This is a genomic window from Streptomyces sp. Da 82-17 (assembly GCF_046098215.1).
In the GTDB taxonomy this organism is placed as follows: Bacteria; Actinomycetota; Actinomycetes; order Streptomycetales; family Streptomycetaceae; genus Streptomyces.
In genome coordinates, this window is sequence record NZ_JBJURH010000018.1 from 16321 (window position 1) to 30728 (window position 14408).

Annotated in this window: 13 protein-coding genes; 2 read left to right on the plus strand and 11 right to left on the minus strand. The window is 70.3% G+C overall.

The features are described from left to right. Nucleotides 1-30: 30 nt before the first annotated feature. From ACIDOF_RS26720 to ACIDOF_RS26740, 5 genes are all read right to left on the minus strand, one after another. Nucleotides 31-438, minus strand: coding sequence for a CBS domain-containing protein (locus ACIDOF_RS26720; protein ID WP_409008656.1), 408 nt, complete (start codon nt 436-438; stop codon nt 31-33). A gap of 46 nt (nt 439-484) precedes the next feature. Continuing rightward, nucleotides 485-1966 carry a DEAD/DEAH box helicase gene (locus ACIDOF_RS26725; protein WP_409008657.1) on the minus strand — a complete coding sequence of 494 codons (1482 nt, stop codon included), beginning with the start codon at nt 1964-1966 and terminating at the stop codon, nt 485-487. Between the two features lie 251 nt (nt 1967-2217). Further along, nucleotides 2218-2421 carry a cold-shock protein gene (locus ACIDOF_RS26730; protein ID WP_399125190.1) on the minus strand — a complete coding sequence of 68 codons (204 nt, stop codon included), beginning with the start codon at nt 2419-2421 and terminating at the stop codon, nt 2218-2220. A 766-nt stretch (nt 2422-3187) separates the two neighbouring features. Beyond that, the gene (locus tag ACIDOF_RS26735; RefSeq protein WP_409008658.1) at nt 3188-4519 is read right to left on the minus strand and encodes a class I SAM-dependent RNA methyltransferase; all 1332 of its coding nucleotides are present in this window, start codon (nt 4517-4519) and stop codon (nt 3188-3190) included. 107 nt (nt 4520-4626) lie between these two features. Next, on the minus strand, nt 4627-6705 hold the full coding sequence (locus tag ACIDOF_RS26740) for an APC family permease (RefSeq protein ID WP_409008659.1): 2079 nt from the start codon (nt 6703-6705) through the stop codon (nt 4627-4629). A gap of 199 nt (nt 6706-6904) precedes the next feature. Between ACIDOF_RS26740 and ACIDOF_RS26745 the strand changes: the two genes are divergently transcribed. Further along, complete coding sequence (locus ACIDOF_RS26745; protein ID WP_409008660.1) at nt 6905-7573, plus strand: potassium channel family protein; 669 nt, start codon at nt 6905-6907, stop codon at nt 7571-7573. Next, a complete protein-coding gene (locus ACIDOF_RS26750; protein ID WP_409008661.1) occupies nt 7573-8241 on the plus strand; it encodes a potassium channel family protein in 669 nt (222 codons plus the stop codon). The genes ACIDOF_RS26745 and ACIDOF_RS26750 overlap by 1 nt, the downstream gene beginning before the upstream one ends. A gap of 78 nt (nt 8242-8319) precedes the next feature. Here the strand turns inward: ACIDOF_RS26750 and ACIDOF_RS26755 are convergent, their stop codons facing one another. The 6 genes from ACIDOF_RS26755 to dut form a co-directional block, all read right to left on the minus strand. Next, nucleotides 8320-9051 carry a DUF3159 domain-containing protein gene (locus ACIDOF_RS26755; protein ID WP_409008662.1) on the minus strand — a complete coding sequence of 244 codons (732 nt, stop codon included), beginning with the start codon at nt 9049-9051 and terminating at the stop codon, nt 8320-8322. Between the two features lie 3 nt (nt 9052-9054). Then, nucleotides 9055-9453 (minus strand): OB-fold nucleic acid binding domain-containing protein, encoded by a 399-nt coding sequence (locus tag ACIDOF_RS26760; RefSeq protein WP_409008663.1) that lies wholly within the window; start codon nt 9451-9453, stop codon nt 9055-9057. Nucleotides 9454-9528: 75 nt separating this feature from the next. Further along, nucleotides 9529-10218 carry a response regulator gene (locus tag ACIDOF_RS26765; RefSeq protein WP_409008664.1) on the minus strand — a complete coding sequence of 230 codons (690 nt, stop codon included), beginning with the start codon at nt 10216-10218 and terminating at the stop codon, nt 9529-9531. A gap of 111 nt (nt 10219-10329) precedes the next feature. Beyond that, complete coding sequence (locus ACIDOF_RS26770) at nt 10330-12873, minus strand: ATP-binding protein (protein WP_409008665.1); 2544 nt, start codon at nt 12871-12873, stop codon at nt 10330-10332. A 233-nt stretch (nt 12874-13106) separates the two neighbouring features. Further along, nucleotides 13107-13877 carry a DUF3710 domain-containing protein gene (locus tag ACIDOF_RS26775; RefSeq protein WP_409008666.1) on the minus strand — a complete coding sequence of 257 codons (771 nt, stop codon included), beginning with the start codon at nt 13875-13877 and terminating at the stop codon, nt 13107-13109. A 1-nt stretch (nt 13878) separates the two neighbouring features. Beyond that, a complete protein-coding gene (gene dut / locus ACIDOF_RS26780; RefSeq protein WP_409008777.1) occupies nt 13879-14406 on the minus strand; it encodes a dUTP diphosphatase in 528 nt (175 codons plus the stop codon). Nucleotides 14407-14408: the final 2 nt, after the last annotated feature.

Here is a 14408-nt window from a genome sequence, read left to right on the forward strand (position 1 = left end):
GAAGGGGATGACCAGCCGCGGTGAGACGGTTCACGCAAGCACGGGATTGCGCATGGGGGCGCCCGTGGTGCCGTCCTGCTCTCCCACGACGGACGACGCGACGACGCGGACGGGCAGTACGGCATGTCCGGTCGCCATGGCGGTGGCCGAGGTGAACGGCCCGTCATCGTGGGAGAGGTCGCGCAGCCGGAGCCGGTCGGTGTAGGCGGGGCTGTCGCGGACGGTGACGAGCTGCGCCCGGGTGACGAGGCCGATGCGCAGGTCGTCGCCATCGCAGACGAGCAGGTGTTCGGTGCGGGCCCCGACCATGACCGAGAGGGCTACCTCGACCGTCATGTCATCGGTGACCTGCGGTCCGGCCGCGCCCATGGCGTCGGCAGCCGTCGGGTGCGCAGGAACGGGGTGCGTCGGGCGGGGCTGCATCTGGACCAGCGTCACGACATGCCTCCTGAGGAGATGGGTCAGCTTCCGGATCACGTAGCGCTCAGGCCGCCGCGCCGACGACCGAACGCCGCGCGTCGGAGCGCCGGGCGGTCGCTGCGGGCCCGCGTCGGCCGCGGCCGGTCGCGCCGCGCTTGCGCTGCTCGGTGATGGTCACGGGGGTACCGGAGGGCGTTCGGGCGCCGGTGATCCGTGCGAGCGCCTCCTCGCCGGGGCGGACCGGGGTGGTCTGGGGCGTGATGCCGGCAGTGGTCATGAGACGGGTCATGCCTCGGCGCTGCTGAGGGGTGACGAGGGTGACGACGCTGCCGGACTCGCCGGCGCGCGCGGTACGGCCGCCACGGTGGAGGTAGTCCTTGTGGTCGGTCGGCGGGTCCACGTTGACGACGAGGTCGAGGTGGTCGACGTGGATGCCGCGCGCCGCGACGTTCGTCGCGACCAGGACGGTGACGTGCCCAGTCTTGAACCAGGTGAGGGTGCGGGTGCGCTGCGCCTGGGTCTTACCGCCGTGCAGGGCCGCAGCCCTGACGCCGGAGCCGAGCAGGGCCTCGGTGAGGCGGTCCACGGCGTGCTTGGTGTCGAGGAACATGATCACCCGGCCGTCGCGTGCCGCGATCTGCGTCGTCAGACGGTGCTTGTCGGCGCCGTGGACGTGCAGGACGTGGTGCTCCATCGTGGTGACCGCGCCCTGAGAGGGGTCCACGGAGTGGACGACGGGGTCGGTGAGGTAGCGCCGGACCAGAAGGTCGACGTTGCGGTCCAGGGTCGCGGAGAACAGCATGCGCTGACCCTCGGGGCGGACTTGGTCCAGGAGCTGGGTGACCTGGGGCATGAAGCCCATGTCGGCCATCTGGTCTGCCTCGTCGAGGACGGTGATCGCGACGTGGTTCAGTCGGCAGTGGCCTCGGTCGACGAGGTCCTGGAGACGGCCCGGGGTGGCCACCACGACCTCGGCGCCGCTGCGCAGCGCGTTCGCCTGCCGACCGATCGGCATCCCGCCGACGACAGTGGCCAGGCGCAGTTTCACGGCGCGGGCGTAGGAGGTGAGGGCATCGGTGACCTGCTGGGCGAGTTCCCGGGTGGGGACGAGGACCAGGGCCAGCGGCTGACGGGGCTCGGCGCTCTGTCCGGCTGTCCGGGCCAGCAGAGCGAGGCCGAAGGCGAGGGTCTTGCCGGAGCCGGTGCGTCCGCGGCCGAGGACGTCACGGCCGGCCAGAGAGTTCGGCAGCGTGGCTCCCTGGATCGGGAACGGGACGGACAGGCCCTGGGCCGTGAGCGCGGCCATGAGGCCCTTGGGCATGCCGAGGTCGGCGAACGCCTCCACCGCCGGGAGCGCCGGAGTGATCGTCTTCGGGGGTGCGAACTCTCCCTGCACCGCGGCAGACCGACGGCCGTAGCCGCCCGGGCGGCTCGGTGCGGACGAGGCGAAGCGGCTGCTCCGGGGCGAACTCCCGGTGGCACGGTACGCGTGACCGCCGTTTCTGCGCGTTTGGGAGGAACGACTGTTCGTGCGTGTGGGGTTCATTCAGAACCTTCCTTGATACGGCGCACATCGAGGAATTCCCGCAGCAAATTAGCAGAATAAGGAATCACAGACACGAGCCGAGCAAAAGATGGAAGCCGGCGACCTGTTTCAGAAAGGTGAATTACCGGCGCAAGCGGCATGCAAAAGAAGTTCGGATGAGGCAGTCTCCGGTGCAATACCTGCGAAAATGCATGCAGCTGGGGCCCGCACCCCGAGGGATGCGGGCCCCAGCTACGTGTTACGCGTCAACCTCAGGCGGAGACGATGTTCTCGGCCGTCGGGCCCTTCTGGCCCTGCGCGATGTCGAAGGTGACCCGCTGGCCCTCCTGGAGCTCGCGGAATCCCTGAGCGGCGATGTTCGAGAAGTGGGCGAACACGTCAGCGCCGCCGCCGTCCTGCTCGATGAAGCCGAAACCCTTTTCCGCGTTGAACCACTTCACGGTGCCAGCAGCCATGTCTTTTCTCCTTAGGGCAGTACGACGGATCCGTACCGTACGGATGCCGTGTCGCCGCGATGATGCCCTGCCCGGAAAAAACAACCGGCAATACAAAGTACTTCCGTGCGGCATGCTGCCTGCAGGAGGTTCAAAGCTTCGGGTACCAAAACTGCAACTGAGATCGACAGTAGCACGCGGCGAGGCTTGCCTGCGTCGAAATTCCACCTGCCATGCGCCACCGACAAAAAAGCTCTTTCCGTGATGGGCGTAAATTCTCAGATCGCGAGCACAGGTATTCACGTACACCGACTGCCGCGCGCACCTGGACGAGACCACCGAGTCCTCCCGGGATCGCCGCGGGGTGAAGCGCGGTGCGTCGACGAGAAGGTTGCCCGCGGCGCGCTGCACGAGGAAGGCGTTGTCGCCTGCGGTCTTGGGTGAGTTGGAGCCCGTCCGCCAGATGGCGGACGGGCTCCAGGGGGTGGTGCCGACGCCACGTCACGCCGGATGCGGTGCCGATCGACCGGGACGGGCACACCTCGGCCGCGGTGGCCGGCTGGCGGGTCATGACGAATTGTCTGCCGTCGGCGGCCGGCCCGAACAGCCTCGGCGCGAGCGAGAAGGAGCCTCCGCAACCGTCCGAAAAATCAATAAAGCACCGGCACCGGTCGCCCAGTTGAGCTCCATGGACTAGATCAGGCAGCGCAAGTTCGCTCCACGCAATGCACCCGCCCAAGCACCGAAAACAGGTCAAACAAGCTCACCGGACTATTAAAATGGCAGGTCAGATACCCTTCGCCACTGGCTCTAGAACAGCAACACACTCGACATGAGAGGTCATCGGAAACAGATCGAACGCCCGAAGCATCCGCACCCGGTACCCCGTCTCCCCGAAGTACCCCAGGTCCCGGGCGAGGGCGGCCGGGTCGCAGGCTACGTAGGCGATGCGGCGGGCGCCGAGGCCCGCGAGGTGGCGGACGGTCTGCTTGCCGGCGCCCGCGCGGGGCGGGTCGAGGACGATCAGGTCGACGTCCGTGATGCCCGTGCGTGGCAGCACCGACTCGACCTTGCCCTGCTCGATGCGGACCCGGTCGAAGGACTCCAGGTTGTGCCGCGCGTCCTCGACGGCCCGCTTGCTGGACTCGATGCCGAGGACCGCGCCCTGTTCGCCGACCCGGTCGGCGATCGCCCCGGCGAACAGGCCGACGCCGCAGTACAGGTCGAGGGCCGTCTCGCCCTTGCGCGGGAGCAGGCCCTGCATGACGGCGAGGACGAGGGTGTCGGCGGCCTTCGGGTGGACCTGCCAGAAGCCGCCGTTGCCGACGCGGTACGTACGGCCGTCGGCGCGCTCGCGGACGAAGGGGCGGCCGTGTACGCGGTGGACGCCGCCGTCCTTCTCGCCGACCCGCATCACGGAGACGGGACGGTCGAGTTCGACGATCGGGAGCCGCATGCCGGGGCGCGGGGTGAGGATCACCTGCCGGTCCTGGGAGCCGGTCGCGGCGATCGCGTCGACCGAAGCCATGCCCGACCAGTCGCGCTGCTCGATGCCGAGCTCGGAGACGCCCTCGGCGGCGATCATGCAGTGCTCGATGGGCTCGACCTCGTGCGAACGGTGGCGGCGCAGACCGGCCTTGCCGGTGTCCGGGTCGACCGCGTACTGCACGCGCGTGCGCCACTGCGGGACCTCGCCGGCGGGCAGCTTGTCGCCCTCGGCGGGCATGACCGTGCCGTCCCAGCCGACCTCTTCGGGGGTGAGACCGGCGAGGCGCTGCAGCTGCTCGGCGAGGACCTCGCCCTTGAGGCGGCGCTGCGCGCCCGGCTTCACGTGCTGCCAGTCGCAGCCGCCGCACCGGCCGGGCCCGGCGTACGGGCAGGGCGCCTCGATGCGGTCCTTGGCCGGCTCCAGGATCTCGACCGCGTCGGCGCGCAGGAACCGGGAGTCCTCCTCGCCCTCGGTGACGCGGGCGACGACCCGCTCGCCGGGCAGCGTGTGCCGGACGAAGAGCACCCGGCCCTCGGAAGTACGGGCGATGCAGTGGCCGCCGTGGGCGACGGGGCCGACCTCGACCTCGTACTCCTCCCCCACCAGTGAGTTCTTCGGTTCTGCCTGCATGGCGGGGTGGCTCCAGATGCGAAAGAGGGAACGGCCGGACAACAGCCCACCAGTCTACGTGGACGTCGCCCGGCCGCTCACCACACCGGCGTACTGGATGACTCGCGCTACTTCTCGGCCTTGCCCTTCGCCGAGTCGCCCGCGCCGTTGGCCGCCTTCGGCCTGCGCTGCTCGACGGGGCCGCGGCGGACCGCGCCGGGCGCGTTCCACTCCTGGCGCTTGCGGGCGCGCTGCTTGGCGGCCTCGGAGGACTCCAGCTGGTACGGCACGGAGGTGACCATCACGCCGGGCGTGAAGAGCAGGCGCCCCTTGAGCCGCAGCGCGCTCTGGTTGTGCAGCAGGTGCTCGTACCAGTGGCCCACCACGTACTCGGGGATGATCACGCTGACCGCGTCCCGCGGGGACTCCCGGCGCAGGTTCTTCACGTACTCGATGATCGGCCGGGTGATCTCGCGGTACGGGGAGTCGAGGATCTTCAGCGGTACGGAGATGCCGCGCCGTTCCCACTCGTCCTTGAGGGCCTTGGTCTCGGCGGGGTCGACGTTGATGCTGACCGCTTCGAGGGTGTCGGAGCGCATCAGCTTGGCGTAGGCGACGGCGCGCAGGGTGGGCCGGTGGACCTTGGAGACCAGCACGATGGAGTGCACGCGGGAGGGGCGCACGCTGTCGTCGGTGGGCTCCTCGGGGGCGGCGATCTCCTCGGCGACGCGGTCGTAGTGGCGGCGGATCGCGCTCATCGTGGCGTAGAAGATCACCATGCCGAGCAGCGCGACCCAGGCGCCGTGGGTGAACTTGGTGACCAGGACGACGACCAGGACGAGCCCGGTGAAGAACGCGCCGAAGGCGTTGATGGCGCGGGAGCGGATCATGTGGCGCCGCTTGCCCGTGTCCTTCTCGGTCTGCAGATGCCGGTTCCAGTGCCGGACCATGCCGATCTGGCTGAGCGTGAAGGAGACGAAGACGCCGACGATGTAGAGCTGGATCAGCCGGGTCGAGTCCGCGCCGTAGATGACGACGAGCAGCGCGGCGGCGCCGGCGAGCAGCACGATGCCGTTGGAGAACGCGAGCCGGTCGCCGCGGGTGTGCAGCTGCCGCGGCAGGTAGCGGTCCTGCGCGAGGATCGAGCCGAGCAGCGGGAAGCCGTTGTACGCGGTGTTGGCCGCGAGGAAGAGGACGAGCGCGGTGGCCGCGGCGAGGATCATGAAGAGGACCGAGCCGTGTCCGAAGACGGCCTCCGCGACCTGCGAGATCACCGGGTTCTGCACATAGTCCGCGCCGACCGGGGCGCCGTCGCGGAACAGGTCGTGCGCGGGGTTCTCCGCCATCCGTACGTCGGTGGCCATGGCGAGGCCGATGATGCCGCAGAACATGGTGACGGCCAGGGCGCCCATCATGGCGAGCGTCGTGGCGGCGTTCTTCGACTTGGGCTTGCGGAACGCGGGCACGCCGTTGCTGATCGCCTCGACGCCGGTGAGCGCGGCACAGCCGGAGGAGAAGGCGCGCAGCAGCAGGAAGACGAGCGCGAACCCGGCGAGGCCCTGGTGCTCGGGCTTGATGACGAGGTCGGCGGTGGGCGCCTTCATGTCGTCGCCGAGGACGACGCCGCGGAACGCGCCCCACACGATCATCAGGAAGACGCCGGTCACGAAGACGTACGTGGGGATCGCGAAGAGCTTGCCCGACTCCTTGACGCCGCGCAGGTTCATCAGCGTGAGGAGCACGATCACGGCGACCGCGCAGAGCACCTTGTGCTCGACGACGAACGGGATCGCGGAGCCCAGGTTCTCGATGCCGGAGGAGATCGACACGGCCACGGTCAGGACGTAGTCGACGAGCAGCGCGCTCGCGACGGTCAGTCCGGCCTTCGGCCCGAGGTTGGTGTTGGCGACCTCGTAGTCACCGCCGCCGCTCGGGTAGGCGTGCACGTTCTGCCGGTACGACGCGACGACGGTGAACATCAGCACGACGACGGCGACGGCGATCCACGGGCTGAAGTGATACGCGGAGAGCCCCGCGATCGAGAGCACGAGGAGCACTTCGCCCGGTGCGTACGCCACCGACGACAGCGGGTCGGAGGCGAAGACGGGAAGTGCGATGCGCTTCGGGAGGAGCGTTTCTCCCAGCCGGTCGCTGCGCAGTGCGCGCCCGATGAGAATCCGTTTGGGCACGTCGGTCAGTTTGGACACGCAGAGGATCGTAAGCGTTCGAAAGGGGGGCCGCCCACCCGCCTCACGGCGGCTGTGTAGCTTGTGCGTCTGTCTGCGACCCTGTTAATCCTGAGCCAACAGGACATCAGGGGCTCAGCAGGACTCAGCAGCCTACGAGTTGCTAACGCGTTACTAACGCATTCCTAATGCAGTACATACGCCAGCCGGAAGGACGGTCGTGCACATCGTCATCATGGGCTGCGGACGAGTGGGCGCCGCACTCGCGCAGACCCTGGAGCAGCAGGGGCATACGGTCGCGGTGGTCGACCAGGACCCCACGGCCTTCCGCCGGCTCGGTTCCGGCTTCGGGGGACGCCGCGTCACCGGCGTCGGTTTCGACCAGGACACCCTCCGCGAGGCGGGTATCGAGGACGCCGGCGCCTTCGCCGCCGTGAGCAGCGGCGACAACTCCAACATCATCGCGGCCCGGGTGGCGCGCGAGATGTTCGGCATCGAGAACGTCGCGGCCCGTATCTACGACCCGCGCCGCGCCGAGGTGTACCAGCGCCTCGGTATCCCGACGGTCGCGACGGTCCGCTGGACCGCCGACCAGATGCTGCGACGGCTGCTGCCGTCCGGCGCCGAGCCGCTGTGGCGTGACCCCACGGGCGGCGTCCAGCTCGCCGAGGTGCACACGTCCAGCTCCTGGGTCGGGCACAAGATCAGCAAGCTGCAGGAGGAGACCGGCGTCCGCGTCGCGTTCCTCACCCGCCTGGGCGAGGCGATCCTGCCGACCTCGCAGACGGTGTTGCAGGAGGGCGACCTGGTGCACGTGATGATGCGCACCGACGAGGTCGCGAAGACCGAGGCGGCGTTCGCCGAGGGCCCCGAGGAGGGCGGTCACTGATGCGCGTCGCCATTGCCGGAGCAGGCGCGGTGGGTCGTTCCATCGCGGGCGAGCTCCTGGAGAACGGGCACGAGGTGCTCCTGATCGACAAGGCCCCGACCGCCATCTCGGTGGAGCGGGTGCCGCAGGCCGAGTGGCTGCTGGCCGACGCCTGCGAGATCACGTCCCTGGACGAGGCGGCCCTGCAGCGCTGCAACGTCGTGATCGCCGCGACCGGTGACGACAAGGTCAACCTGGTCGTCTCGCTGCTCGCGAAGACCGAGTACGGCGTGCCCCGCGTCGTCGCCCGCGTGAACAACCCGAAGAACGAGTGGCTGTTCAACGAGTCCTGGGGCGTCGACGTCGCGGTGTCCACGCCGCGCCTGATGTCGGCGCTGGTCGAGGAGGCGGTGAGCGTCGGCGACCTGGTGCGGCTGCTCCGCTTCAGCCACGGCGACGCCAACCTGGTCGAGCTGACGCTGCCGCCGGAGTCCGCGCTCGCGGGCACCACGATCGGCGACATCGAGTGGCCGCAGGACACGTCTCTGGTGACGATCATCCGCGGCGCCCGCGTCCTCGCCCCGACCGCGGAGGACTCCCTGGAGGCGGGCGACGAGCTCCTGTTCGTCGCGGCCCAGGCCCGCGAGGAGCAGCTGGAGGACCTGCTTTCGGTCCGCAAGGAGAGCTGACGCTCGTACGTCGTACGACGAAAGGGGCCCGGAACCAACAAGGTTCCGGGCCCCGGTGGGCTGGACCACACGGCAAGGTCAGGACGACGTACGCTCCCGCTCGGCCTGCGCCTTCTCCTCGGCTTCCATCTCCGCGAACACGTCGATCGGAGCCGGCGCCTTCGCGAGGAAGACCCAGGTCAGCCAGACGGCGAGCAGGAACGGCGGGATCTTCAGGGCGACCAGGACCCAGCCGAGCTGGGTGGTGTCCGCCCACCAGTAGAGCGGGAAGAGGATGGCGCACTTGGCGAGCAGGATGAAGCCCCAGGCGTAACTGGCCTTCGCGTAGGCCTTCTTGCGGCCGGGGTTGCGGGTGCGCCAGGAGAGGTTCTCCTTGAACACCGGGCCGAGGATCAGTCCGATCAGCGGGACCCCGGCGAGCGTCGTCACGATGTACGCGAGGGCCAGGCCGAGGGTGTAGAGCATGCCCGGCAGGTAGAAGTCCTTGGCGTTGCCGGTCATCATCGCGAAGACCACACCGAAGCCGACTCCGAAGACGCCGCTGAAGGCGTGCTTGACGGTGTCCCGCATGGCGAGGCGGACCACGACGAGCAGCAGGGAGACCCCGAGCGCGGCGATCGCCGACATCTTCAGGTCTTTGTTCACCGTGTAGATGGTGACGAAGAGCAGCCCGGGCAGGACCGTCTCGATCATGCCGCGCAGACCGCCGAACGCCTCGAAGAGGGCGGCCTCGGTCACGGCCTTCGAGCTGCTGTCGGGGTCGGCCTGACCCGCGGTGGTGTGGTCGGTCGGCTTGTCGACAGACGTCACCGGCTACTCCCGTCCGAGCGGTCTGAGTTCGTACTTCGGGTTGAAGAGCACCCGGCGGCCCCGGCTCATCGAGATCCGCCCTGATGCGATGAGTCTGCGTCCCGGCTCGATGCCCACGATGGAGCGTCGGCCGAGCCACACCACGTCCAGGGCGGCGGAGCCGTCGAACAGCTCGGCCTCCAGGGCGGGGACGCCGGCCCGGGGGCGCAGCGTGACCGTGCGCAACGTACCAGTAACCGTGACTATCTCGCGGTCCTGGCAGTCACCGATGCGGGTACAACCGGTCGTCTCCGAGTCCTCGCGGAGCTCCTCCGAATCCAGCTCCTCCTGGGACGAGGACAGCCGGTCCAGCATCCGGCGGAACCGGCCTGCCGGCTTTTCTGAACGAGGAACAGCACTCATACAGGAAGCGTACCGGGGTGCGGCGACACCGGTTCAAGGCCGGTCGCGGGCGGGGATCACGGCCCGCCCGCCGTGTCACCGTTCGAACCGATATCCCATTCCGGGTTCGGTGATGAAGTGCTTCGGGTGCGAGGGGTCGGCCTCCAGTTTCCGGCGCAGCTGGGCCATGTAGACCCGCAGATAGTTGGTCTCGGTGCCGTACGAGGGGCCCCACACCTCCTGCAGCAGCTGCTTCTGGCTGACGAGCCGGCCCGTGTTGTGCACGAGCACCTCCAGGAGGTGCCACTCGGTGGGCGTGAGGCGTACGTCGCGATCGCCGCGGTGCACCTTCTTCGCGGCCAGGTCGACCGTGAAGTCCCCGGCCTCCACGATCGCCGCGTCCGTGCCGTTGTCGTCGGCGGCCGGTTCGGCCCGGCGTACGGCGGCCCGCAGCCGGGCGAGGAGTTCGTCCATGCCGAAGGGCTTGGTGACGTAGTCGTCGGCGCCCGCGTCGAGGGCCTGGACCTTCTCGTCGGAGCTGTGCCGGGCGGAGAGCACCAGGATCGGCACCCTGGTCCAGCCGCGCAGCCCCTTGATCACGTCGACGCCGTCCATGTCGGGCAGGCCGAGGTCGAGGACGACCACGTCGGGGTGGCGGTCGGCGGCGAGCTGGAGGGCGGTGGCGCCGTCGTGGGCCGAGTCGACCTCGTACTTGCGGGCCTTCAGGTTGATCACGAGCGCGCGTACGATCTGCGGCTCGTCGTCGACCACGAGCACCCGGGTCATCTGGTCCTGCCTTTCTGCGCTGTCCGCGGTGGTGCGGCTGCTGCGGTGGTGCGGCGCTCGCCGCGGGTGTCGGTGCGCGCGGTCATGTGCCCACCTGCGCGCGGAGAGCGGTCATGTGCCGACCTGCGCGGGGAGATCGGGTTCGGCGCCCTCGTGGGCCGGGGCGGCGCGCAGGGTGAGCACCATGCTGAGGCCGCCGCCCGGGGTGTCCTCGGCGTTCAGGGTGCCGCCCATCGCCTCGACGAAGCCGCGGGCGACGGCCAGGCCGAGGCCGACGCCGGCGCCGCGCGGGGCGTCCCCGTACCGCTGGAACGGTTCGAAGATGCGGTCCTTGGCGTCGTCCGGGACGCCGGGGCCGCGGTCCACGACGCGTACCTCAACCCGGTCGCCGAGCGCGCTGCCGGAGACGGTGACGCGGGAGCCCTCGGGGCTGTACTTGACGGCGTTCTCGACGATGTTGGCGACGGCCCGCTCCAGGAGTCCCTTGTCGACCTCGACGATCGGCAGGGTCTCGGGGATGTCCAGGTCGACGCTGCCCTCGGGCACGCCGCCGAGCGCCATCGGCACGACCTCGTCCAGGTCGACGGCGCGGATCAGCGGCATCACGGTGCCGGTCTGCAGGCGTGACATGTCGAGCAGGTTGCCGACGAGGTGGTCGAGCCGGTCGGCGCCGTCCTCGATGCCTTCGAGCAGCTCGGCCCGGTCGGCCTCGGACCACTCGACGTCGTCGGACCGCAGCGAGGTCACGGACGCCTTGATGCCCGCGAGCGGGGTACGCAGGTCGTGGCTGACGGCGGCGAGCAGCGCGGTACGGATGCGGTTGCCCTCGGCGAGCGCGCGGGCCCGGTCGGCCTCGTCCTGCAACCGCTGCCGGTCGAGGACGACGGCGGCCTGGGCGGCGAACGCGGCGAGGACGCGGCGGTCCTCGGCGGGCAGCACGCGGCCGGAGAGCGCGAGCGCCATGTGGTCGCCGACGGGCATGTCCACGTCGGCGTCGTCGGGCCGGTCGAGGGCGGTGGGGCCGACGCTGCCGGCGCAGGTCCACGGGTCGCGGTCGCTCGCGCGTTCCAGGAGGGCGACGGACTCCATGTTGAACGTCTCGCGGACCCGTTCGAGCAGCGCGTCCAGGCTGGTCTCGCCGCGCAGGACGCTGCCCGCGAGGAACGACAGGATCTCCGACTCGGCCCGCAGCCGCGCCGCCTGGTGGGTACGCCGGGCCGCGAGGTCGACCACCGACGCGACCGACACCGCGACGCCGACGAACACGACGATCGCCACGATGTTCCGGTTGTCGGCGACGGTCCACAGGTGCAGCGGCGGCGTGAAGTAGTAGTTCAGGAGCAGCGAGCCGAACGCCGCCGAGGCCAGCGCGGGCAGCAGTCCGCCGAGCAGCGCCGCGGCCACGGTGAGCGCCAGGAACAGCAGCATGTTGTTGGCGAGGCCGAGGTGCCCGTCGAGGTTGCGCAGCAGCAGCGTCATCAGGACGGGCCCGACCACCCCGACCAGCCAGCCGGACACGAGCCGCGACCGGCCGAGCCGCGCGCCCCTGGCCACCGGCAGGCCCCGGCCCTTGGCGACCTCGTCGTGGGTGACGATGTGCACGTCCAGGTCGGGCCCCGAGTCCCGGGCCACGGTCGCGCCGACCCCCGGACCGAACACGTACTGCCAGGTCTTGCGGCGGCTGGAGCCGAGGACGATCTGGGTGGCGTTGACGCCGCGCGCGAACTCCAGGAGCGAGCCGGGCACGTCGTCGCCGATGACGTGGTGGAAGGTGCCGCCGAGGTCCTCGACGAGGGTGCGCTGGACGGCGAGTTCCTTCGGGGATGCGGAGGTCAGGCCGTCGCTGCGGGCGATGTAGACGGCGAGGATCTCGCTGCCGGAGCCCTTGGCGGCCATGCGGGCGGCGCGGCGGATCAGGGTGCGGCCCTCGGGCCCGCCGGTGAGGCCGACGACGATGCGCTCGCGGGCCTGCCAGGTGGAGCGGATGTTGTGCTCGCCGCGGTACTGCTGGAGGTACTCGTCGACCCGGTCGGCGGTCCACAGCAGCGCCAACTCCCGCAGGGCGGTGAGGTTTCCGGGCCGGAAGTAGTTGGCGAGGGAGGCGTCGATGCGGTCCGGCTTGTAGATGTTGCCGTGTGCCATGCGCCGCCGCAGCGCCTCGGGCGACATGTCGACCAGCTCGATCTGGTCGGCCCTGCGCACCACTTCGTCGGGCAGCGTCTCGTGCTGTCGTACACCGGTTATCGACTCGACGACATCGCCGAGTGACTCCAGGTCCTTGATGTTGACGGTGGAGATCACGTCGATGCCGGCGGCCAGGAGTTCCTCGACGTCCTGCCAGCGTTTGGCGTTGCGGCAGCCGGGGGCGTTGGTGTGCGCGAGCTCGTCGACGAGGGCGACGGCGGGGCGGCGGGCGAGCACCGCGTCGACGTCCATCTCGGTGCGGACCTGGCCGTCGTCCTCCAGGCTGCGGCGCTCCACCTGTTCCAGACCGCGCAGGACGGCCTCGGTACGGGGACGGTCGTGGTGCTCGACGCAGGCGACCACGCAGTCCGTGCCGCGCTCCACGCGACGGTGGGCCTCGGACAGCATGGCGTAGGTCTTGCCCACGCCCGGTGCCGCACCGAGGTATATCCGAAGCTTGCCGCGTCCCATGGCCTCATTGTCTTCCGAAATCCACTGCCCACGCCGCGTCGACCTTACGGCCAGGATTTCCGGACAACCGCCCCGAGGTGGACGTACGCCCTGCATTTGACGCGATTCTGACGCGCGGGGACAGCGCGAGAGGCGCGCAGGGACGAGGCCAGTGGCGACCAGGCACGGCAGAGGGCCGCACCCCCGCGTACGTCTCGGGGATGCGGCCCTCGCCGCTGTGCCGGAACCGGGCCTTAACGGACCTCGGTGATCTCGGGGCCGCGGGCCAGCTGGCCCATGCCGCCGGAGAACCGGGACTCCGCCTGGTTCTCCTCCTTCACGCCGCCCTCGGCCACCATCTGGGCGTCCTCCGGCAGCTTCAGGACGATCGGGTCGCGGGGCGCCATCGGGCCGTCGCCGCGCACGACCACGGTGTCCCGGACGATCTGCTCGAGCAGGCCCGCGGCCTCGGGCTGCACCGCGCCCTGGCCGGAGATCACGCCGCGCAGGAACCAGCGCGGGCCGTCGACGCCGACGAAGCGGACGACCTGCACGCCGCCCGTGCCGTCCGGCAGCTGGACCGGGACCTGCGCGCGCAGCTCCCAGCCGAGGGGGCCCTCGACCTCGTCGATGACGCCGCCCTGCTGTGTGATGCCGGCGGCGATCTCCTCGCGGACCTCGCCCCAGATGCCCTCGCGCTTGGGGGCGGCGAAGGCCTGCAGCTGTACGGCGCTGTCGCGCAGCACCACGGTGGCCGCGACGATCGCGTCGCCCGCGACCTCCACGCGCAGCTCCATGCCGTCGACGCCGGGGACGAAGATGCCGCCCAGGTCGACGCGGCCCTCGCCGGGCTCGCGCACCTCGGAGATGTCCCAGGGTCCGTCGGGACGCGGGGCGGGCGGCAGGTTGGTCCGCCGCGGCTCGTCCTGCGCCGTCTCGCCCCCGTGGTTCACGCCCTCGGCGACCTGCTCGGCCTCGCCGGCCGCGCCGTCGGCGGCGTCACTCTTCTTGCGACGTCCGAACACGTCACTGTCCTTCCCGGTCGGATACGACCGAAGCGTATCGATTCCCGCCCTGTTGCCCACCCGCGCTGCCGTCGACCGCGGCATGCCCCCCGGTGGACCCGAAGCCCCCCTCGGCCCGCGCCGATCCGGGAAGCTCCGCGACCTCGTGGAAGCGGACCTTCTCGACCTGCTGGACGACGAGTTGAGCAATCCGGTCGAAGCGCTCGAACCGCACGGGCTCGCGCGGATCGAGGTTCACGACGATCACCTTGATCTCCCCACGGTACCCGGCATCCACCGTCCCCGGGGCATTCACCAGAGCGACACCGCAGCGGGCGGCGAGGCCCGATCGCGGGTGCACGAACGCCGCGTACCCCTCGGGCAGCGCGATCGACACCCCGGTGGGCAGCACCGCCCGCTCCCCCGGGGCGAGTTCGGCGGCCTGCGTGGTGCACAGATCGGCCCCGGCGTCCCCGGGCTGCGCATAGCTCGGAAGCGGTACGTCCGGGTCCAGGCGCTTGAGCTGTACGTCGACGGGAGCGCGGCCCACGC

Bases quoted from the DNA above. Each gene is read 5' to 3' on its own strand.
- ACIDOF_RS26725 (WP_409008657.1), bottom strand. From the start codon at position 1,966: ATGAACCCCACACGCACGAACAGTCGTTCCTCCCAAACGCGCAGAAAC.
- ACIDOF_RS26730 (WP_399125190.1), bottom strand. From the start codon at position 2,421: ATGGCTGCTGGCACCGTGAAGTGGTTCAACGCGGAAAAGGGTTTCGGC.
- ACIDOF_RS26735 (WP_409008658.1), bottom strand. From the start codon at position 4,519: ATGCAGGCAGAACCGAAGAACTCACTGGTGGGGGAGGAGTACGAGGTC.
- ACIDOF_RS26750 (WP_409008661.1), top strand. From the start codon at position 7,573: ATGCGCGTCGCCATTGCCGGAGCAGGCGCGGTGGGTCGTTCCATCGCG.
- ACIDOF_RS26760 (WP_409008663.1), bottom strand. From the start codon at position 9,453: ATGAGTGCTGTTCCTCGTTCAGAAAAGCCGGCAGGCCGGTTCCGCCGG.
- ACIDOF_RS26765 (WP_409008664.1), bottom strand. From the start codon at position 10,218: ATGACCCGGGTGCTCGTGGTCGACGACGAGCCGCAGATCGTACGCGCG.
- ACIDOF_RS26770 (WP_409008665.1), bottom strand. From the start codon at position 12,873: ATGGGACGCGGCAAGCTTCGGATATACCTCGGTGCGGCACCGGGCGTG.